Below are 20754 nucleotides of genomic sequence, written 5' to 3'. Positions count from 1 at the left end.
GCTAAACAGCACTAAAACCTAGCTATTTTGCTTATTATTTCTCCATTTTTCAATGAGTATTATGCTTTCTTCAATAGTATCAAGCACTTGTTGATACAGCTTTTCTAATAAGTCGGTATGCCCCGCTTTCCAGTAGCGCTCGAAATACTGACAGGCCATTTTCATACGAATTGTTCCAACATAGACACATCCGCCTTTGATTTTATGAGCCATAGCTTGAGTTTTTTCCCAATCCCCTTGTGCATGAAATTGTTTCATTTTAGTGACCTCATCTGACAAAGAGTCAAGCATCAACGTGAGTGTTTCCGCTAGCATATCCTCTGTTAACGTGAATTTAATGGCTTCAGAGGTATCAAGAATAAGGAATGATGACAGTTTGAATAAATCTTCTTCATTAGCAGGTAAGTCCTCTTCAGGAACGAAAATTTGCGCATTTTTTGAGGGATTAGGAGTCGATGAGTTGGTCATGTGCGTTGTTGTCCCTATCCATAACGTGATATTTTTAAAGCAGGCTATTTTAAATGTAGTCTAAGTTAATCTAAATTTCCTTTTTAACGTCAGTTTCGGATAAGGAACTCAGATGTTATCTTGCCATCCTCAGGATGAGCGGATCGAGAAGAGACTGGATCTAATAACCTTCTTATCCCAAACTGACGTTTTTTAAGATTGCTATAAATTAAATAATGATGGCTGTGTCAATGCTTTTAGCCTCGATTAAAAAAAAAGGGTATTACCGGTGGTGTGAAAGCCGATTCTGAGAGACTGGATTCGGCTATCCGAGCACATAGGTTACCGATTACTATTTTTTAAATTACTATTTTCGTTTTCTGGCTCACATATAATCGTTATATCCTTAAAACCTGATTGATTAAATAATCCATATTTTTTGATGGTTTTTTCTAACGGTTTGTAGCTAAAAAGATTGTTTAGGATATTTTGCTCATTCTCCTCAAATAGACTGTTATTAACATCAATTGGGCAATAGCGTTGTTTTGAATCTAATTGTAATTCAAAACTTTTAATCAAATCATCTTTGATTTTTTCAAAATCATTTTTCGTTATTTTTTCTTCTGCATACATAAATGTAAGTAGTGATGCTATTATCAGCTGATAAGATGGATTACAAGTGAATATCATGTCAGGAAATGAAATATTCATTTTTTTAAGAAAATCTGAATATCCGTTAATATTAGAAGTCAGGCCTGATAGGGGAAAACTCACAAAACCATCTTCTGCTTTTGAAAGCTTAACCAATCTATCAAAAAATAATTTGATTACATCATCATTTGTTTTTCTAAATAAGTTGCTATTGTTAACAAAAACTGTAGTTAAGGTTATGAGATAATTTCTTATGGTGAATTCAGGAAGACCATTATTTGGATCGAAAAAGAGACGTAATGATTCTATTTTTATCTCATCAGGAATATGCTGAAGTGCGCATATTTGTATTTTTAACTGGAAGTACACATCATCTCCTAGTGACGGAGAAATATGGTTTGAAACATGAGTTATAAGCTTTTTCTTTACCGAAAACTCAACTTGTTCAGAGCACGCTTTATCAAGATTTAAAAGCAATTTTTCCTGCCACTTGTATTCTTTATTTATAATCTCTGGATATACATTACGAAGAGATAATAAATATAAAACATTATTAACTGCTTCACTATCAGAAGTAAGATTTATTGTTTTTCTTAAACTATTAAATTGTTCATCGCATTTATGAAGAGCATCTGGTGACAAATTCGTATAGAAAATTTCGTTTGATATTACATAATGATTGTCTCGAGTATTTTCTGATAAATTATCAGTTCGGTTTTCGTCTTTTGGGATAGTAGTTTTCTTATGGTCATTGCCCATGCTGTTCTCCTAAATTAAATGGTACTTCTTATCTGAGCTTTCATTGAGTGGTATATTTTTCCTTTATGATTGTTTTTGTGTCCATTATGAATAATGGTAGTACATATTGTTGAATTATTGTAATATAAGTTTCTCGAAAAATAACTGATGCGAAAAGTAGAATTTTCTCGTAACCTAAGCGGAGGAGATTCTTCATGAAAAAATCGAAATTTACAGACAGCCAAATACTGTCGATACTGAAACAAGCTGAAGGCGGCACCTCTGTTTCAGTGATATGCTGGGAACACGTGATTGGCGCAGCAACATTTTGTAAACGAGTTTATCGAATCTATCGGGAGTTAGAACTCAATATGTGGATAAAAACCCAAAAGCGGTTAATAAGGGAAAAACCAGAAGTATTAGCTGTGCCAACCACAATCAACGAATGCGGGTCAATGGACTTTATGCATGATCAATTAGACGATGGTCGTAGTTATCGCGCTTGATGATTTCAACCGCGAAGCTCTTGCTATCGAGGTAGACTTATCTTTGCGCTGTAGAGCGCGTCATCCGATCATTTTTTAGCTTGGGTTAAAAATAGGGGATTGCCATTCCTCATGATATTAGTTTTTTTATAAGATAAATTATATCGTTTCTGATTTTTTTAGTTAGAAATTTTTTCTGTCATGCGCAGTCTCGTAAAAATTTAGTTTGTATCTTAGGCCTCAATTGGATTATATTTATTTTGCGTATGAGCCGAATTTAAATTCGAATAAACTTCGACAAACTCACCTTGCTGCTCTTCGTCTAAAGATTTTAAATACGCACAAACCCCATCATATACGGTTGGAATTTTAACATCCCGTTCGTTTACAAGATCATAACGAGTACAGGCGGTTACAAATTGGAGCATGGGATTAAAATATCCTTCTATATTGACTAGTCCAAGGGGCTTTTTAAGTACTCCTATTTTGATGGAGCACCAAGTTTCAAATAACTCATCGAATGTGCCAATCCCGCCAGGCATTGCTAAAAAACGCGATGACTTCTCATGAATTAAGCGCTTTCGTTCATACATGGAATGTACTACATGCAATTCATCTAAAAAATCGTAAGGTTTTTCTATTTCAGCGAGGTGCTCGGTCGTTATTCCGATAACTGTTCCACCATGAGATTTAACTGTTTCCGCAAGAAGCCCCATTAAACCAGTTCCTCCTCCGCCATACACTACAGTATACCCGCGTTCGGCTGCTCCTTTTCCTAAAGCAATAATGGCATTTTTAAAAGACAGATTGTTTCCCATGTGCGAGCCTAAATAGATACCAATTGTTGGAGAAACCATTATTTCTGTATTATTCATAAATTAAATAACCTTTACACGAAGTATGCAGTAATATAATTTAAATGAGAGTATCAATTCAACCTAGAGATCCTTGTTCTCTTTTTTATTTGTTTGTTGGGATGTTTTAAGCAGATTATTACTTCTATATAATATCCGCACAATTTTTTGAAATGAAAAAGAAAATGATGGCTCAAGAAAGGCTTAATAAAATAGACAAGTATTGGCGCGCAGCTAATTATTTATCAGTAGGTCAAATTTATTTGCGTGACAATCCGCTACTTAAGCGAGAGTTAGTTTTTTCAGATATTAAGCCTAGACTACTAGGGCATTGGGGGACAACTCCTGGCCAAAATTTTATTTATGCTCACCTAAACCATGTTATCAACAAATATGATTTGAATATGATGTATATTTCGGGTCCTGGACATGGTGGACCAGCAGTTGTTGCCAATGCTTACCTTGAGGGAACTTATAGCGAAATATACCCTGAAATTAGCCAAGACGAAGATGGATTACGTAAATTATTTGCCCAGTTTTCCTTTCCAGGCGGAATTCCAAGCCATGCGTCACCGGAGTGCCCAGGTTCTATTCATGAAGGGGGGGAATTAGGATATTCACTTAGTCATGCTTTTGGAGCGGTATTTGATAACCCTGATTTAATCGCAGCTTGTGTTGTTGGTGATGGGGAAGCAGAAACAGGACCACTTGCAACGGCATGGCATTCAAATAAATTTTTATGTCCAATAAGTGATGGAGCTGTGCTGCCTATTCTTCATTTAAATGGGTACAAAATAGCGAATCCAACGATTTTAGCACGCATTACAAAAGAGGAGTTGGAACATTTACTTTATGGCTATGGTTGGACACCTTATTGGGTTGAGGGAGATGAACCCCTCCTGATGCATGAGAAGATGGTTTCTGTGTTAGAACGTGTTATAGAGCAGATTAAACTGATTCAGCACGATGCACGTTCCACGAAGAATAGCCAACGTCCACGTTGGCCCATGATTATTTTAAAAACTCCTAAGGGTTGGACCGCCCCTAAAGTGGTTGATGGAATACCGGTTGAGGGGACATTTCGTTCTCATCAAGTGCCTGTTTCTGACTGCTCTAGCAATATGGGGCATCTAAAAATTTTGGAGCATTGGCTTAGAAGTTATCAGCCTGAAACTCTGTTTGATGAACAAGGTAGGTTGCTCGATGACTTAAGAGTTATGGCACCGCAGAATGAAAAACGTATGAGTGCAAATCCCCATACAAATGGTGGGGTGTTATTAAAGACACTTAAATTACCTGAGCCAGATAATTATTCCGTTATGCTATCGAAACGTGGCATGCAAGGAATAGGAGATACCCATGTCTTGGGTGCCTATGTAAGAGATGTAATCCAATTAAACGCAAATAACTTTCGAGTATTTGGGCCAGACGAAACGATATCTAATGGCTTAGAGGCTGTATTTGAAGCAACGAATCGTCAATGGGATACTGAAATTCTTGCTAACGATAGTTTTTTATCTTCGCAAGGAAGGGTACTTGAGGTATTGAGCGAGCATCAATGTGAAGGTTGGTTAGAAGGGTACTTATTGACAGGGCGTCATGGTCTTTTTAATTGTTATGAAGCATTTATTCATATCGTTAGTTCCATGTTCAACCAACATGCCAAATGGCTAAAGGTAACATCAACTATTCCCTGGCGTGAAAAAATTGCCTCCTTAAATTATCTACTTACTTCTCATGTTTGGCGACAAGACCACAACGGATTTTCACACCAAGATCCTGGATTTATCGATCATGTGATAAACAAAAAGGCAGAAATAATACGTGTTTACCTTCCTCCTGATGCAAATTGTTTGTTGTCTATCATGCATCATAATTTACAGAGTAAACATTATGTCAATGTCGTCATTGCAGGCAAACATCCTGCACCACAGTGGCTTTCAATGGCGGAAGCAAAACAACACTGTGCCAATGGGATAGGGATTTGGGAGTGGGCGAGTCATAATAAAGGGAAATCTCCGGATGTTATTATGGCATGCGCAGGAGATGTTCCTACTCTTGAAACATTGGCTGCGGTTTCTATTTTACGTACTGAACTGCCATATATAAAAATTCGCGTTATTAATGTGGTTAATTTGATGAAATTGCAACCTGACTACGAACATCCCCATGGATTAAGTGATGAAGATTTTGATCTCCTTTTTTCTCAGGATAAACCAGTTATTTTTGCATACCATGGATACCCGTGGCTTATTCATCGTCTGACAAGTAACCGATCCAATCATAAAAATATACATGTTAGAGGATACAAAGAGGAAGGGACGATCACTACTCCTTTTGATATGACAGTATTAAATGAAATGGATCGTTTTCACCTGGTTCTTGATGTTCTTCATCATTTGCCGCATTTAGATATCAAAGAACAAGAGCTTATTGAGAACATCAAAATGAAATTGTTAGAGCATCAACGTTACATCAGACAACATGGGCAAGATTTACCAGAAATTAGAAACTGGAAATGGGATTCTGATACGCTACAAAATAAAGTAGCTCAAACCTCAAGCTTAGTAGAGTAAATTAAGTAAGGCCATCATCTTGATACCTTACATTAAAATTTGCTCTTAACTGAGCATCCTCCTGGATGCCTCGGACAAGCCGAGGCACGTAGGCGGTGGAGAGCGATTGTCAACACACCCTAATTAAGTGAGAATAAATGTTATTTTTTCAAGTCAGTAAGAGATATAAATTTTAATTTGTCATCCAAAAAAAGGCCGTAATCGTTTTGCTGCTGCCCGTTGTTCTAATTGTTCTGAAGCCATTTTATGATCAAACTGTTTGATAGGGTAATTAGGATGCAAGTTATCGGTACTTGGCATTAAATGAAGGAGGCGCTCTGTTTCTTTTAGTAAAGAATTAAGTTGATAATCTATCAAAGGTTCTTTATTCACTTGATGGTAGAGTTGCTCCGCCTGTTCAAGACCAAGCATGATGGCTTGGTAAAACTGAGAAATTGGTCCTCTTAGCGCCGCAATGTAATCAAAAATGGGGCCTATGGCTTGCAGTTTCAAAAGCTGTTTAATATCTAGATCTAGCTTATGTAGGATATTTAAAAATTGATTTTGTTTGGCAAGTAGTAAGGACAATTCTTTAGTCATAATGTGTTGCTTTTGAGGCTTTTTGTTTTTTAATGTAAATGAAGCATGACTGTTTTTATAACGCGCGATAATTTTAGATAGGGAACCTGCTAATATTGCTAATACATTTAAGATTTGCTTTAAATCTTCATTGCCTACGGCATAGGCTAAGCGATCCAAATTTATTTTAGCAGAATGCTGCGGTTGAATTCCAAGAAAATAAAGCAAGTTATGATCCATCTGTAACAAAAAACTCAAAGCATCTTCACCGCTTAAACGGTATTGCAAGACCAGTTGGATGGTGAGAATTTTATTTTCATCAGAAGAGTCTTCACCGTCAGTCGAAACTTGAATTAGTTTACTTAAGATAGACTTTGTCTCGTTAAGACATAAAGTAGCTTCATTAATTAAAAGGTCAATATTGTTAGGCATATTACTCATAGACTTTCAAATTTGATCGTGTAATTGTGACCCAAGAAATCGCGCCTGGTTGTTTTTCAAAATTACTTATATTTTCTAATGTCATTATAGCAATGCTCCGTGCCGCCTCGTGTGTGAAAAAGTCTTGATGCCTTGTCATGTACAAAAAAAGAAACTTTTATAATATCTTTTCGATAAGCAAAAGGTTTTTTATATTGAAAGACAGGTACAATTAACACGTAACGATATTAGTCATTATAGTGTAGGTTATCTAAAATCCAATAAGATTTTTCAATGGTAAACTGTTAAAATTGAAAAATAATTAAGATTTTTTATAAGTCAGTATTACTTTTACAGGAGTGTCCCATGAAAGCTATAGTATTTATTTTGTTCTTTGCAATTAATGGTCCCCTTCTCGCTAGTGATTTGGGTAAAGAGGCATATGAAATAACATGTAAAACGTGTCATTCCCCTCAGTTTGCTACCGGTATGCATGCCCCAGCTGCCTTTAATAAAAAGGCATGGGCTATACGATTTAAGAACGCGGAGATTGAAGCAGAAAAAAATCCAACTGAATTTAAAACAGCTATGGACTATTTATTATATAAAGCGAGTATTGGTAAAGGATTAATGCCTCATGGTGGCTTATGTAAAGAAGCAGATGTGCCTCGTAAAGACTGTTCTGATAAGGCTATAGCAGACGCCATTTATTATATGGCGGGTATTACAGCAGGCCATTAAATTGTCGAGTTAATGGGCTGTCATCCACAATATAACCGCCAAGTAAATTATTATTGACCACAAAACCCTTTTGCACTGCGTCCCCCGATCCCCGCTGGGATTTATACGGCTTCTCAACGCAGCGATAAGGCTGTTGTATGGTTTCAAAAACGATTTAACTGTCGATTAGGATAAATCGATTTCATAGACTTTTTGCTGTTGTATTATTTTTGAATTTATAATAACTAATCGAAACAAACGGGCAATAAATTTAGGATCTATAGAGTATTCTTTGGAGAATGATTCATAAAACTCAAAATTCTTTTTTTCTTGAACTATATCAATAATTTGTTTCCCGGCTTCCTTTTTTAGCAACGCAAGTCGTCTACATACGTCCTGACGAAGAGCTAAGTTCTTAATAATATTGCGATCTATGTCTCGAATTTGTTCTCTTAATTCTTCAATGGTTGACATAGGCTACTCCTAAGGTCGGGTATCGCGCCAATGGCGGATTAAATAGCCATGTTCCAACTGATTAATTTCTGGAAGATTAGCAGCAATACGAACAACATGGCCGCTACCTGGAGCATGGGTGATAGCAAATCCTTCGGTATGCTCAATAGCTTCAAGTGGAAAAATGTGATTACCCTGTGGGAGCATGATTTCAAGAGTATCGCCAATAGAGAATTGATTTTTTACATGTACTTCGAGCAGTTGTCTGTCGCTGTCATAATCTAGTAGCTCACCTACAACCTGCTGTCTTACACCGATTTCACTGCGATCTTTATAACTTTGATATTCCTCAGGAACATGACGACGATAAAAACCTTCTGTGTACCCTCTAAGCGATAATCCTTCAAGGGCATCCATAAGACTCCAGTCAAAGGGTTTGCCTGCGGCCGCGTCATCAATCGCTTTGCGATACAATTGGGTTACCCGAGCGACATAAAAATCTGATTTAGTACGACCTTCTATTTTTAAACAATCAATACCCATTTGGGCAAGTGCTTCAACATGTTGAATTGCTCTTAAATCTTTTGAGTTAAAAAGATAAGTCCCTTGTTCATCCTCTTCTATAAGATTCATTTCTCCCTCGCGTTGAGGTGACTGTTCAAATAGAAAAGTTTTAGTTTCTACATGTGCATTACCCCATTCATCTTCGGTGCCTTCTTTAACACTGTATTTCCACCGGCATGAATTGGTACATGCTCCTTGATTCGGATCGCGGTGATTAAAATAACCGGATAAAAGACAGCGTCCCGAGTGAGCCATGCATAATGCACCATGTACAAATACTTCTAACTCAATATCCGGGCAATTGTCGCGAATTGCTTGAATTTCTTTTAAAGACAACTCTCGCGATAAAATAACTCGCTCCAGACCCATTGTTTTCCAGAATTTTACAGCAGCGAAATTCATTACATTAGACTGGACTGATAAATGAATAGCCTGATCAGGCCATTTATCTCTGACCATCATAATGAGTCCGGGATCGGCCATAATTAATGCGTCTGGTTTGGCTTCAATTACCGGAGCAAGATCATCAATATAAGTATTTATCTTGTTATTTTGAGCAATAATATTACTTGCAACAAAAAATAATTTACCTTGGGCATGGGCTTCATTAATGCCCAAAACTAATTTTTCATGAGAAAACTCGTTATTTCTAGCTCGAAGACTATAACGAGGCTGGCCTGCATACACCGCATCTGCTCCATACGCAAATGCCCTTCTCATACGTTTTAAAGAGCCTGCTGGAGATAATAATTCTGGAGATTTCATGTTAATACTTTAACCCATATAAAATAAATTAATGATTCGATTGGTGTCGTAGTGGCCAAGAAAATGTATTAAGGCGACTATTCCCACTAAGTTAAAATTTCTGGCCAGAAAATAGTTGCTGAATTTTAGGGGATTGGAGCGATTTCATAAGATGCTACCTTTATAGAATTGTGGTCAATAATTTGGTCTTTTAACGTTTTAAACTGGTTAACTTACTTTGCTTATATTGTTAAGTATTTTTTACTCGATAACATTGATCTACATCATGGAAAGTTACATTTGTTTAACAATTAGATTAGGGGATAGCTCAGGGATTACTATGTTAATGCGCAATAGTCTGATTCATACGTCAAAAATTTTTGATTGGGAGGTCATTAATTCCAGCCATAAATTTTAATTTTTCGGGTTGGAGAAATTGAATTCTCTTATGATCGATGGCGATAATTTTATTTTTTTTAAATTGGGACAGGAGGCGACTAATAGTTTCAGCTGTCAGTCTTAAGTAGTTTCCTATATCTTGACGAGACATAGGCAGAAGAAATTCTAATTGTATTTCAAATGGATGTAATCGGTTAGATAAATCGATAAGAAAAGCAGCTAGACGTTGCTCTGCAGTGATTGAAAATAAGTAAGATCCTATATTGAGTTGCTGGCTTATTAAATACAAAATATGTTTTTGAAGGGCAGGATTAGAATTCAGTAACTCAAGAAAGTTATCGTAGGGAATTTCACAAACGACAGTTTCAGATAAAGCAACGGCTGAAAAAAGATAATTCCCCGCGTAAATTGCTTCAAAACCCAGGACTTCACCAGAAAAATAAAATCCACGGATTAATTCATTTCCTTCTGCATCTATCTGATATGTTTTTAAATTGCCGCACTGAATAACATAGAGGTTTCGAAACATATTCTGAGGAAGATATAAAACTTCCTGCTTTTGTAGATGGTGGTGTTGCTTTACGACAAGATTAATTTGATTCATCCAGCGCGAATTTTTTCCTTCTGTCATGCAAAAAGGAGAAAATGTGCAGTTGGGGCACGTTGAATTATCATTGCTGTCGTTTTTCATGTTTTAATCATTACGATAGAGTGCTAATCTTTAAATTGCTTATTATAAATCCTTTAAGATTATTGTTATATAAATTTTTTCTATGATGTAGATCAAGGTGATGTAATAAAACAGATTATAGAATAGGCTTAGATTAATACTAGGATACTAAGCCTATCATGAATAACATTACGCAAGTCAAAACATATTTACATGAATTACAAAAATCAATTTGTCATGAGCTTGCTGCAATAGACGGCAAGGCTGGTTTTATCTCAGACAATTGGGAGCGTCTCGGTTTCGGATATGGAACCAGTTGTGTGATATCAGATGGTGATGTCTTTGAAAAAGGGGGGGTTAATTTTTCTCACGTTAAAGGCACGAGTTTACCTGCTTCAGCCACAGAAAAACGGCCCGAACTGAGTGGCTATCAATTTGAAGTTGTGGGGGTTTCAATTGTTATCCACCCAAGTAACCCTTATGTTCCAACGTCACATGCAAATTTTCGATTTTTTATGGCTACTAAGGAAAATGCGGAGTCTATTTGGTGGTTTGGTGGAGGTTTTGACTTAACCCCTTATTATGGCTTTGTTGATGATTGTGTTTATTGGCACACTATGGCGAAAGAGGCTTGTGACAATTTTGGTGAAGAGGTCTATCCTCACTATAAAAAATGGTGTGACGACTATTTTTATCTCACGCACCGCCAAGAACCTCGGGGTATTGGAGGGTTATTTTTTGATGATCTAAACAAGTGGGAATTTGAAACGTGCTTTAATTTTTTAAAAGCGGTTGGAAATCAATATGCCAAAGCTTATTGCCCGATTGTTCTTCGTCGCAAAGACACACCTTATTCAGAAAGACAGAAGAGTTTTCAGTTATATCGAAGAGGTCGTTATGCGGAATTTAACTTAATTTACGATCGAGGAACGGCATTTGGCTTACAAACTGGGGGAAGAGTTGAATCAATTCTGATGTCATTACCACCGCAAGCAGCTTGGGTTTACGATTGGCATCCACAGCCAGGAGCGGAAGAAGAAAAGTTATATACTGATTTTTTAATCAATAAAAATTGGCTTGATTTCAATAGGTAAGAATAATATCGAAGTATTCTATGCTCTGATGTTTATTACCTTAAGATTAACAAACAAGGACACAATATAAATGAAAAAACTAACCGGGCTTTTTATAGCGAGCATTTGTCTCTCCAATTCATTTTCAGCATGTGCTGATTCGCCTTGGCTTACCAGGGTGCGGGCAATTGATGTAATTCCCGAAGCATCCAGTAACACTATTTCTTTAATTGGCGGTAAGGTTACTCATATCAGTAGCCAAGTGACTCCTGAACTTGATTTTAGCTATTTTTTTACTAGAAAAATCGCAGCAGAGCTCATTCTTGCTACAACGCAACATTCGGCTAGAGCAACAAATACGGCCTTAGGCACTGTAAATCTAGGGAAGGTTTATGTTCTTCCTCCAACATTGACGCTGCAATATCATTTTTTACCTGCGCGGTCATTTAATCCCTATGTTGGGGCTGGAATCAATTACACTCATTTTTATCATGTTACTAATGGCCCTGTCTCTTTGTCGACTAGTTATGGTGACAGCGTCGGTCCTGCGCTGCAAATAGGAGCGGATTTAGCTTTAAATAATAATTGGTCTCTAAACGTCGACGTTAAGCAAATCTTTATGTGGTCAAATGTTAAAGTAAACACCGCCTTAGGTCAGCTTAATACTCATGTTACCATTAATCCTGTTGTAGTAGGGGTGGGTTTGGGCTACAGGTTTAGTTAGGAGAGAGGAAGAGCCCGTTTGTGAGTCGATTTCGGAGAGTTTTACATTAATCTCCGAAATTGACCTGCTGGAATGAGGCTTCATTTTGGAATTGACTTTCGCAGAATCTTCTGTAGAAATTAGGATCACCTTCTGAAAGCAGTTTTAAATGACGTGATCTAAGTGTTTGTGTCAGATTCGGTGTTTGGGGCCAATTTTTTTGCTCTAAGTCGCAGTAGATATTTTCAATGAGGAGTGCGCCGCAGCTTGTGGCATCATGTTGTTCCAGACTGCGTTCAAATGGATGTATGCTTGTAGCGCTTGCCCATAAGTTTAGATTGCTAAGTGCTTGATTTACTTCGTTAAGTAGAGCATCCATTAAGTCTGCATCCGGATCATAACCTTTAATGCTGTTATAATAGGTGAGTTTGGGCGGTTGCCCTTGTATTAATTGAATACGTATACCAACCCAATGATGATGATAGTTTATGGGAATAATGATGTTCTGCATCACATTGGGGTGCGGCTGAGGTGCAAAAGGTCCAGTCAGGTATTGCTTTAATACATCGATGACTCTATTACCTGTATGATTATCTGACATATGAGCTGGGCTTAAAACAATTAATCCGGGAACTTGGCTATTTTGGAGTCTTAGTCTGAGAATAGTATAAATATCTTCATCGTTGTATTCATACGATGGGTTGATTCTTCCTGGGTTGGTGTTGCCGGGGTTGGCGAAGAGACTGTGGCTTGAAGAGCCTATGTTGTAAGTAGTAGAATGAGCCTCATCATGTTGTGATACAGTCTTGTTTTGTGGAGGTACGTTTTTTAATTTTTGCTTGTATCTAGCTAAAATATTCAAATAATGCGGCATATAACATTGCTCGCTTATTTTTTCCATCCAGTAATGACATGATTTTTTTTCAGTCTTGCTTATCCAAGATTGCAATTCTTGTGGTTTGAACTGAATTAACACTTCTAGAAAAGCCTCAAATTTCATAGCTGTGTAAAGCTCTTTATTGTCCGTATTTTGAGGATCATACAAAGATCCATACGCCGCATACGCAAAACAAGCAAGCAAATCGTTTTTAATCAAGTATTGGTCGTATTGAAAAAGGCCATTTAACCAATCCTGATTGGTGGCACGGAGCACTAATTCCAAATGTTTTTTTAATGAATGGTCTGCTAATCGATTGTTTTCAAATAGTGGTTGATATGATGCAAACTCTTCATTCTTTTGTATCGCATGTAATATATCAAGATAAATAATTTCACGATTGACTTTGAAATAATTCTTATTGGCCATAACGATAGCTTCTTTGTCTTTTAATGGGCCAAAGTCTCTCAAATTTAGATGCTGATCTGTCAAAATATAGGCAATTTTTTGTGGGTCTTCGGGATTACCTCTTAGCACACGTCCTATAATTTGGCGGACAGTAGTACTGTTTTCATTATTATTTCGGGCAATAATACACCACGATAAATTCTTATCGTCATAACCGGTTTGTAACATGCCAACGACGATTAAAATGCCTGGTTGATTGAGTTTTTTCTTTTGAAATTGGGCAATTAATTGGGCGTAATTACTAAGGCCACTATGGATGGAAATTGCTAATCGTTCGGGATGAGATTGATTAATGGCATCTGCTAATTGGTCTGCTTCGGCAATCGAGCTGACAAAGATAATGCCTTTGGTCTTATCTAAGAGCCTGCCATCGCGCGGATGACTATGACAGCGAATGAGCCTACTGATTTTGTCCTCTCTTTTTTCATTGGCATTACTTAAGCGATAGGGTAATCGGTCAATGATCATTGGTGCTGTAATCTTTGCCTGTAATGAATCGAGACGAGAAAATTGATATATTGGGGTATATCTTTTAGGGAGTGTTGCTGAAAAACCGAGTACCGTAGCTTGAGAACGCAAGAGTTTTTTAGCCATTTTGGCATATAAGTGGAACTCATCCAATAAAATCAAGGAGGGCTCAGAATCGACTGAGTCCGTAGTTTGATATAATTCTTTCTGAAGCAACTGATAACTGTGTTCACAAAAGATTACTATTTTAGCTTGTTGTTTTAGAGTGTTGTTTGCATGATAGTTTCTCCAAGGTACATACCCAGATCCACTCTTTACCGAGATCACTTCATCCATGGTTAAATGAGCTTGATTCTCTAATAATTCAAGTGTTTCTTGAAATGCTTGGTAAAATTGCTCCACCAATTGTTGCGTTGCGGTTACTATGTGAATGGGGCGGTCACTGACTTGATTTGCCACCAGATAATTGATTAGTAAAATTTGCAAGCGGGTCTTGCCTGAACCGGTTGCTATTTCTAATACTCCCTGGTGCTTCTGTGTTTGAGCAATAACATTTAATGCGTCTTGTTGGTAAGCGAAAGACAAGTGACTGATAGACGTCAGGTAGGTTTCGAGTGATAGAGTAGTACCTTCCATCAATTGGTTTAAATGTATCCCGGAAAAAAATGGAGTCCAGTCTTGTGTGCTCTGCTTCTTTGTTAATTTGTCTTTTTTCTTAGAGGTCGATTTTTTTTTGCGTTTTGGTTGAAGTTCACTGTCGCATTTATTCTCTGCTTTTCTTTTTTTGGTTTCTGCATTGTATTGCAGTACTTGCGGCAAATCGTTCCGTGTTTTTTCAAAATGTTGACGCATTTCAAGGTGCTCTCTGCTTTTTTGTGCTTGTTCTTTCAGTTGAGTGAGGGTAAGTGTTATCCAGTGTTGGTGTGTTTTATTGAGGACGCTTAATTTAAAGGCTTCGATATTTATTTGTTCAATATTTGCATAATCTTTGATGTAACTTTGAGCCAAGTTTTGTTGGTGCGCACTTCGTTTAATTGCTGCTTGTTGTTCCAAGGGACGGGCAATAAGATTCATGGAGCTCTGTTCATCAGAAAAATTAGCGAAATCAATTAAGACTTGGAAAAAATAGTCTTCGCCACACTGATTATCATAGACAGCAGGGTAGCCTAAAATAAAAACATCATCGTCATTTTGCAACTTCAATAGGGTACTTATTTGTTGAAAGTCCATCGAAAAAAGTTTACTGCAATAATAAAGTGCTATGTAGTCAGTATCAAAGGTTCGATTGGCCACTGTAGGAAGTCCAGCAATCAACGCATGGTTATCTTCTCTTTGTTGTCGCAAGTAATGAGTGACTTCTGACCAATTTAATTGATGTGAAGGCAAGGGCAGATTGATGCCAACCCATTCAATATTATCATCCAAGTAAATACACTCTTTAAGTTCCCAATGGAACGAGACAAAAAAAGCGGCTAGCCTTCTTGCCTGAATACTTCCCGTATTAGTATAAACATCATGTGATTCAGTGCCCAGCTGGTCAATTACTAAAAATCCCAGGGAATCTGGACATTTATTAATGTTGAGATCGTTAAATTCTTCTCTGGTAAGTACCAAAATGCATTGTTGCTCATTTCCCAGAAATTGCATATTGGGGATGTATGCATTTTTTTTTCTGCCAGCAAAAATAAAGGTTACGGCTTCTTCAGCTAAATTTTTAGTAGTGGGAGCATAGTAATCAAGTGAGGAGATATAGAGAAAATCGCTATTATGAAGTCTCTCCTGCAATGTGAGTGCTTTTGTTTCACTCATATCTAATGTATCAGCCAAACTTATCAGTTGGTGTTTGCAAGAAAAAGAGGGCGGTTCTTGATTTACTTCCTGATGGTAATGAACTTCTTGCAAACGATATTCTACTGTATGATGATATTTCCTACTAAAAAAGATACGCTTGTCACTAGGATTCTGGGGATGCGCTGTAGGGGCTGTATCCATCGGGTCATCGTTCAATAGCGGGGACCAAACGTCCACCTGAGGGGATGTTAGCCCTGATTCTTGCACTGCTAGCGGATTTACTTCATGGAGGGGAGCCATTCGTTGCTCCAGCTTTGTTAATAAAGCAAGGGCATTTACTTTTTGTAGCAGCTGTTTCAAGGTGGGCTGCTCATTGGTTGGTTTTGCATCTAGATCCACAATATCGGGATGGTGATGTTCTACCAAATACTCCAATGTGGCGATCTCACCCCTTTCAGCCAACATCCACGCGAGTGATGTTTGATTGGGGCAAGCCGATGGGGCATTTAAATCAATTATCGTTTGGCTACATTCTGATAGGAGTATTTTGAATAGTTCCATCTGATTGAAATAAACCAAGAGCCCTGCCAATGTACAGCCAAAAAATTGAGAATTAATTGCGCGTACTTGTGTATTTAGATCGACATTGGTTTTATTTTCATTGCGAATGAATTGTTCTAATAAGTGCCATTGATTCTTTAAGATAAAGTGCAAGATTGTATAAGTATTAACGCTTCGTTCATCTATAAATTGATAGTGGGCGTCATCCAACGGCAATCCTACTTCAATGATAATATTATAAAGCAGTTGCGGTAAGGGGGCTGTTTTATCGATTAAATCTAAGCTTTCATTTTCCATCAACGGATCTATCGAGCAATGCGGCCCAGATGATGCGGATAGAGAGGGGGAGGCGGCAGATTCTAACTCTGAAACTGCCGTGTGATTCGATTCATTAAAAGAGCTTATGCGTTGCTCTAATTTTGCTAATAGTGCATCGGCTTTTAGAATTTGTAGAATTTCTTTCAATGTAGGAGCGTGTGCCAAATACATTGGTTTATCATCTAAGTCTACAATGTCATCACAGTGATACTCTATCAGATAGTCCAACAGGTTTAGGTGGCCTCTTACTGCTAACAACCACGTTAGAGTGATCCCCTCATGTCGCTCATTTAAGTTAATTCTCGTTAAGGTATTTTGCATTAATAGTTTGATGAATAGTTGTATTTCATTCTGATATATAAGATTCCAAGCTACTGTATACCCGTTAAAAGGGTTTTGAAGGTGAGAGGGCCTGGCATTTAAATTAACTATTGCTGATTCACATGTTGCCAATATGGAGCGAAATAATTTTTGATTCTTATGATAGGTAAAGAGCCAAGCTAATGTACAGCCTGCCATGATGCTTTGATTATGAGGTTGTGCATTGAAGTCAAGAGAAAGTCTGCCTTCATTTTTCATTATAATTTCTAAGAGTAGCTCTGACTTTTTACGAAATTCTAACAGCCATGCTAAGGTGCAATCATGTAATGGAGAATCATCCATGGATAGTTTTTCATTCGGATTAATGCTGTTTCCATCTTCACTGCAAATCAACTCTTTTAATGAGTCCCAGTCACCTTTAACTGCAAGTTGTAACGCCCTATTGGTGTTGTGTCTCTTTTTTTTTAAATATTCCAGTTCTTTTATTAGACTATCACATTCTTCATCATTTAATTGTTGAATAAGGCTGGTGGCTAATTGATAAGGAGTGTTTACTAATATATTTGTTGTATCTGGACTATCTTGGGGCATCTGTGTCTCTAAATGGTCATTGTGTTTGCGTATTGTACTTTTTGAGATGCAATATGTAAACAAATAATGTACAAATTAGAGTGGTCTGACGTAAAGGCCAGCCATTTTGCTTTTGAATTATAAGCTCAAATGAAATTTATCTCCGGACTCGATGAATGTGGCCACAAAAAATGGTTAAAACAAATTCCTTTTAAGGAACAAATGTTCTCTTAGTTAATATAAAAAAAGTATGGGGTATTGGAATCTATTATCGTTCAGGTCAAATTGTATTTCTATTTATTGTCGATAATACAGAATACTGTCGGAAAGAATGGGCAATAATTTTTCAGGATTTATTAAGTTAGCTTAGCGGACAACAAATGGAAGTGCGTGGCAGGATCCATATATGGTCTAATGGATCTGACCACGTCACTATCGACTGGCGGTATAAACACGAACAGAATAAATCTGTTCGTGGCCTAAAAATACTTTTGCGACGGAGACGTAACAGAATCTTAGCTACGGTGGTGTGAAAGCCGATTCTGAGAGACTGGATTCGGCTATCCGAGCACATAGGTTACCGATTACTATTTTTTAAATTACTATTTTCGTTTTCTGGCTCACATATGATCGTTATATCCTTAAAACCTGGTTGATTAAATAATCCATATTTTTTGATGGTTTTTTCTAACGGTTTGTAGTTAAAAAGATTGTTTAGGATATTTTGCTCATTCTCCTCAAATAGACTGTTATTAACATCAATTGGGCAATAGCGTTGTTTTGAATCTAATTGTAATTCAAAACTTTTAATCAAATCATCTTTGATTTTTTCAAAATCATTTTTCGTTATTTTTCTCCTGCATACATAAATGTAGGTAGTGATGCTATTTGATAAAAAAGAAGTTCGTAGCATACTTCTGATGGGGTAGGGAGCTAGGTAACCCGTTATTAAATCTTTTCTTCACTTCCTATATTTAAATTGATATCATTGAGCATATTATTTTCAACTTAATAGGGATGTGTGAGTTGCCAAAAAAAATTGCTATTCTGCAATCTAATTATATCCCCTGGAAAGGTTATTTTGACATGATTGCTGCTGTCGATGAATTCATTCTTTTCGACGATATGCAATTTACTCGACGTGATTGGCGTAATCGCAATCAGATTAAAACACCACAAGGAGCTCAGTGGTTAACTGTTCCAGTGAAAGTTAAGGGTAAATATTTTCAAACCATCAGGGAAACTGAGATTGATAGTGAAAATTGGAAGCTAAATCACTGGAAATCATTAATGCAAAACTATCAGCGCGCCCCTTATTTTGATGAAATTGCTACCTGGCTAGAACCTCTTTACTTAAATAATTCATATACCCATCTTTCCATTTTAAACCGCAAATTTATTGAGGCTTTGTGTCATTATTTAAATATTAAAACGGTTATTAAAAACTCATGGGATTATATCCTCACTGAAGGAAAAACGGAGCGATTAGTTAATCTGTGTCTTCAGGCGGGGGCCACTGAGTATATCTCGGGACCAGCAGCTAAAGATTACATCGAAGAGCATGTTTTCATAGAAAAAAACATTAAACTTACTTGGTTTAACTATTCTGAATACACTGAATATCCTCAGTTGTGGGGCAAATTTACTCACCAAGTTACTCTTCTTGATTTGCTATTTAACTGTGGTAAAAGCGCTCATACCTACATGAAACATTTAACATGAAATTATCCATTGTTGCTACACTTTATAAATCGGATCCATTTATTGATGAGTTTTATCAAAGAGCGTCGCATGTTGCTCAGCAATTCGCAAATCATGATTATGAAATTATTTTTGTGAATGATGGATCACCTGATAAAAGCCTAGAACGGGCTGTGCAACTCTCAGAACACGATAACCATATAGTCGTAGTCGATCTTTCACGAAATTTTGGTCACCATAAGGCGATGAGGGCTGGACTTGAATGCTCCACGGGAGATTATGTTTTTCTAATCGATAGTGATTTAGAGGAAGAGCCTGAGTGGTTAATACCTTTTTCTGAACAAATGTCAGCTGAACAATCTGATGTAGTTTATGGCGTGCAAGAAAATCGTAAAGGAAATTGGTTTGAACGATGGAGCGGCTCAATTTATTATGTACTCCTTAATTGGCTAATAAGTATTGAACATCCAAAGAATATAACAACAGCTCGATTAATGTCACGACGATATGTGACCGCTTTACTAAGTCATAAAGAAATCGAATCAGTTATATCCTGTTTATGGGTTATTACTGGGTTTAATCAATGTGCCCACATTGTAAAAAAACATACAAAAAGCACAACAACTTATGGCTTTTTTAAAAAAATCAATCATATGATAAATGCAGTAACTTCTTTTAGTGCAGCACCTCTTCATATGATTTTTCTATGTGGTATTTTTATTTTTTTAGGAACTGTTGTTTATACATCAACGCTAATTATCGATCGTGTTTTTATGGCAACCCCCTTAAATGGCTGGACATCGATTATGGTTTCCATTTGGCTGTTGGGTGGCATAATCATCTCATTCATAGGAATAATAGGTATTTACTTGGCAAAGATATTTTCTGAGACGAAGCAACGTCCTTATGTAATTATTAGGAAGATTTATGGAAAAAGTGATAGAGGATATTAATACAAAATATGAACGTCATTATGCGAGCAGGACTAATTTAAAAGTTTATCCAACAGAGTTTGTTGTGAGAACGATGCTTGCAAATTATCCGAATCTAAACTTTTTAAAACCTGTCCCAGGTAATAAAATTCTTGACGTCGGTTTTGGTGATGGAAGAAATACCGTTCTTCTTTGTGATATTGGATTAGATGTAAGCGGCATTGAAATAACGAGTGGTATTGTCGAGCAAACCCAGGAAAGACTAGCAATAATGGGGCATAGCCCCGATTTGCGTGTTGGAAGAAATTCCAGCATTCCTTTTGAAAATGCAAAATTCGATTATATTTTAGCATGTCACTGCTGTTATTACTGTGATGAAAATCAAACGCTACTTGATAACCTTAATGAATATTCTCGGGTGCTGAAAAAAGATGGTTATTTAATTGCCTCTGTAGCCAATAAGTCTTCCTATATTTTTGATAATGCTCAAGAACTTGATGATGGAACTCTAATTGTTGCACAGGATCCATATAGCAATCGCAATGGGTATCGATTACAAGCATTTTCAAATAAAAAAGATATCGAAACATATTTCTCACCCTTATTTAAAAATTTCTCCTTTGGTTCCGCTGATAATGAGTATTATGGGATTACCGAGCGAGTATTTTGGGTGGTATGCCAAAAGAGGTAAT

16 protein-coding genes and 1 pseudogene are annotated in these 20754 nt (G+C 36.9%); 8 read left to right on the top strand and 9 right to left on the bottom strand.

Annotation, left to right across the window (positions count from 1 at the left end; translation table 11 throughout):
* Positions 1-18 precede the first annotated feature (18 nt).
* Both LFA_RS13865 and LFA_RS13860 read right to left on the bottom strand, forming a co-directional pair.
* Positions 19-468 carry an Hpt domain-containing protein gene (locus LFA_RS13865; protein WP_052673976.1) on the bottom strand — a complete coding sequence of 150 codons (450 nt, stop codon included), beginning with the start codon at positions 466-468 and terminating at the stop codon, positions 19-21.
* A 321-nt stretch (positions 469-789) separates the two neighbouring features.
* Positions 790-1857: a hypothetical protein gene (locus LFA_RS13860; RefSeq protein ID WP_045096705.1), complete on the bottom strand. Its 1068-nt coding sequence runs from the start codon at positions 1855-1857 to the stop codon at positions 790-792.
* A 194-nt stretch (positions 1858-2051) separates the two neighbouring features.
* Here LFA_RS13860 and LFA_RS13855 point away from each other — a divergent pair.
* Positions 2052-2388, top strand: a pseudogene (locus tag LFA_RS13855) (transposase); the annotation flags it as partial.
* A 166-nt stretch (positions 2389-2554) separates the two neighbouring features.
* On the opposite strand, the gene LFA_RS13850 reads toward LFA_RS13855, so the two are convergent.
* Positions 2555-3196 (bottom strand): LOG family protein, encoded by a 642-nt coding sequence (locus LFA_RS13850; RefSeq protein ID WP_045096703.1) that lies wholly within the window; start codon positions 3194-3196, stop codon positions 2555-2557.
* Between the two features lie 152 nt (positions 3197-3348).
* Between LFA_RS13850 and LFA_RS13845 the strand changes: the two genes are divergently transcribed.
* A complete protein-coding gene (locus LFA_RS13845; RefSeq protein WP_045096702.1) occupies positions 3349-5751 on the top strand; it encodes a phosphoketolase family protein in 2403 nt (800 codons plus the stop codon).
* 180 nt (positions 5752-5931) lie between these two features.
* On the opposite strand, the gene LFA_RS13840 is transcribed toward LFA_RS13845, so the two are convergent.
* Entirely contained in the window at positions 5932-6741 is an 810-nt protein-coding gene (locus LFA_RS13840; RefSeq protein WP_231865851.1) for a hypothetical protein, read from the bottom strand.
* Between the two features lie 354 nt (positions 6742-7095).
* Between LFA_RS13840 and LFA_RS13835 the strand changes: the two genes are divergently transcribed.
* Complete coding sequence (locus LFA_RS13835; RefSeq protein ID WP_045096700.1) at positions 7096-7470, top strand: c-type cytochrome; 375 nt, start codon at positions 7096-7098, stop codon at positions 7468-7470.
* Between the two features lie 165 nt (positions 7471-7635).
* On the opposite strand, the gene LFA_RS13830 is transcribed toward LFA_RS13835, so the two are convergent.
* The 3 genes from LFA_RS13830 to LFA_RS13820 form a co-directional block, all read right to left on the bottom strand.
* Complete coding sequence (locus LFA_RS13830) at positions 7636-7923, bottom strand: chorismate mutase (RefSeq protein WP_045096699.1); 288 nt, start codon at positions 7921-7923, stop codon at positions 7636-7638.
* A 9-nt stretch (positions 7924-7932) separates the two neighbouring features.
* Positions 7933-9231 (bottom strand): prephenate-dependent tRNA uridine(34) hydroxylase TrhP, encoded by a 1299-nt coding sequence (gene trhP, locus LFA_RS13825; protein ID WP_045096698.1) that lies wholly within the window; start codon positions 9229-9231, stop codon positions 7933-7935.
* A 349-nt stretch (positions 9232-9580) separates the two neighbouring features.
* A complete protein-coding gene (locus LFA_RS13820; RefSeq protein ID WP_045096697.1) occupies positions 9581-10300 on the bottom strand; it encodes a helix-turn-helix domain-containing protein in 720 nt (239 codons plus the stop codon).
* A 158-nt stretch (positions 10301-10458) separates the two neighbouring features.
* Between LFA_RS13820 and hemF the strand changes: the two genes are divergently transcribed.
* Together hemF and LFA_RS13810 are read left to right on the top strand one after the other, a co-directional pair.
* The gene (gene hemF, locus LFA_RS13815; protein ID WP_065814375.1) at positions 10459-11373 is read left to right on the top strand and encodes an oxygen-dependent coproporphyrinogen oxidase; all 915 of its coding nucleotides are present in this window, start codon (positions 10459-10461) and stop codon (positions 11371-11373) included.
* 70 nt (positions 11374-11443) lie between these two features.
* Entirely contained in the window at positions 11444-12076 is a 633-nt protein-coding gene (locus tag LFA_RS13810) for an OmpW/AlkL family protein (protein ID WP_045096695.1), read from the top strand.
* A gap of 46 nt (positions 12077-12122) precedes the next feature.
* Here LFA_RS13810 and LFA_RS13805 read toward each other — a convergent pair whose 3' ends face one another.
* Positions 12123-17450 (bottom strand): DEAD/DEAH box helicase, encoded by a 5328-nt coding sequence (locus tag LFA_RS13805; protein ID WP_045096694.1) that lies wholly within the window; start codon positions 17448-17450, stop codon positions 12123-12125.
* Between the two features lie 556 nt (positions 17451-18006).
* Positions 18007-18342, bottom strand: coding sequence for a hypothetical protein (locus tag LFA_RS13800; protein WP_045096693.1), 336 nt, complete (start codon positions 18340-18342; stop codon positions 18007-18009).
* A 113-nt stretch (positions 18343-18455) separates the two neighbouring features.
* Here LFA_RS13800 and LFA_RS13795 point away from each other — a divergent pair, with 113 nt between their 5' ends.
* Genes LFA_RS13795 through LFA_RS13785 form a run of 3 tightly spaced genes read left to right on the top strand, consistent with a single transcriptional unit; the run spans position 18456 to position 20753 of the window.
* Complete coding sequence (locus LFA_RS13795; RefSeq protein WP_197541189.1) at positions 18456-19151, top strand: WbqC family protein; 696 nt, start codon at positions 18456-18458, stop codon at positions 19149-19151.
* On the top strand, positions 19148-20083 hold the full coding sequence (locus tag LFA_RS13790) for a glycosyltransferase family 2 protein (protein ID WP_045096691.1): 936 nt from the start codon (positions 19148-19150) through the stop codon (positions 20081-20083). Before LFA_RS13795 ends, LFA_RS13790 begins: the two co-directional genes overlap by 4 nt.
* Complete coding sequence (locus LFA_RS13785; RefSeq protein ID WP_045096690.1) at positions 20058-20753, top strand: class I SAM-dependent methyltransferase; 696 nt, start codon at positions 20058-20060, stop codon at positions 20751-20753. Before LFA_RS13790 ends, LFA_RS13785 begins: the two co-directional genes overlap by 26 nt.
* Position 20754 lies beyond the last annotated feature (1 nt).

The organism is Legionella fallonii LLAP-10 (assembly GCF_000953135.1).
Lineage (GTDB): Bacteria > Pseudomonadota > Gammaproteobacteria > Legionellales > Legionellaceae > Legionella > Legionella fallonii.
This window is presented reverse-complemented; position numbering and strand designations above follow the sequence as displayed.